Genomic DNA, 1,273 nt, shown 5'->3' with positions numbered 1-1,273 from the left:
TTGGTGTTCTCGGCAATCCACGTGCGGTGCTCGTCGTTGTACTGTTCGCCGAAGTGGATCGCTCCCGAGCGGCCGGCGGCGATGATGTTGCGGGCCCCCTGTGCCTTGAGCAGCGCGATGATGGCGGAGCCGGCGGCGCCGACGCCCGAAACGACAATCCGGACCTCGGAGAGTTTTTTGTCCACGACGCGCAGGGCGTTGGTCAGGGCTGCCAGCGTGACGATTGCGGTTCCGTGCTGGTCGTCGTGGAAGACCGGGATGTCGAGCTCCTCGCGGAGCCGGGTTTCGATCTCGAAGCAGCGCGGAGCGGCGATGTCCTCAAGGTTGACCCCGCCGTAGACCGGGGCGAGCGCCTTGACGATCCGGATGATTTCCTCCGTGTCCTGGGTGTCCAGGCAGACCGGCCAGGCGTCGACGTTGGCGAACTGCTTGAAGAGCGCGGCCTTGCCTTCCATGACCGGCAGTGCGGCGGCCGGGCCGATGTTGCCGAGGCCCAGGACGGCGGAGCCGTCGGTGACGACGGCGATGGTGTTGCGTTTGATGGTCAGGTTCCGGGCGGCCTCAGGGTTTTCCGCGATCGCCAGGCAGACGCGGGCGACGCCGGGGGTGTAGGCGCGGGAGAGGTCGTCCCGGTTGCGCAGGGCGACCTTCGGCACAACCTCCAGCTTGCCGCCGAGGTGCATCAGGAAGGTTCGGTCCGAGACGTTCCGGACCGTGACGCCGTCGAGCGCGTTGAGCGCGTCCTTGACGCGTGCGGCGTGGTCGTCGTCCGTGGTGTTGCAGGTGACGTCGACTACCAGGGTCTCGTGGTGGGACTCGGTGACGTCCAGGGCCGTGATCGCGGCGCCGGCCGCACCGACGGCGGCGGCCAGTTCGCTGGTGGCACTGAAGCTGGACGGCGCCTCCACACGCAGGGTGATCGAATTTCCGGGGCTCGGATTCGCCATTGAATTTCCTCCTAGTCGGCCCGCGGACGGGCTCTTGCTGCACTTATTTATTTCGTATGATGGATATTATTATCTACTTTGTGGAATTACAAGCCCCGAGGGTCCGTCGACGGCGGGCCGGCGGTACTGTATCTTGGGTCTACTAAGCACTTTTTTCACGATGTGGATAAAATTTGTCGGAAGCAACCTCTCAGGAGAGCAAAGTTATGGCGGAAAAAGCCCCCGGAGGCGTGCAGTCCGTTGAACGCGTTTTCGAACTTCTGGAACTGATCACTGATGCCGGCGGCGACGTCACACTCAGCGAACTCTCGTCCTCCACCGACCTG

General features: G+C 63.9%; 2 protein-coding genes. One reads left to right on the top strand and one right to left on the bottom strand.

Annotated features, from left to right (window positions below; all coding sequences use genetic code 11):
• Nucleotides 1–947 (bottom strand): NAD-dependent malic enzyme (locus LQV45_RS33475; protein WP_290370401.1); only part of this gene is annotated, 947 nt, incomplete at its 3' end.
• A gap of 206 nt (nt 948–1,153) precedes the next feature.
• On the opposite strand from LQV45_RS33475, the gene LQV45_RS33470 reads away from it, so the two are divergent.
• Nucleotides 1,154–1,273 (top strand): helix-turn-helix domain-containing protein (locus LQV45_RS33470; protein ID WP_230012079.1); only part of this gene is annotated, 120 nt, incomplete at its 3' end.

Source organism: Microbacterium sp. Bi128, assembly GCF_918698205.1.
The sequence above is the reverse complement of the archived record's forward strand: the minus strand, read 5'-3'. Positions and strand labels throughout refer to the sequence as shown.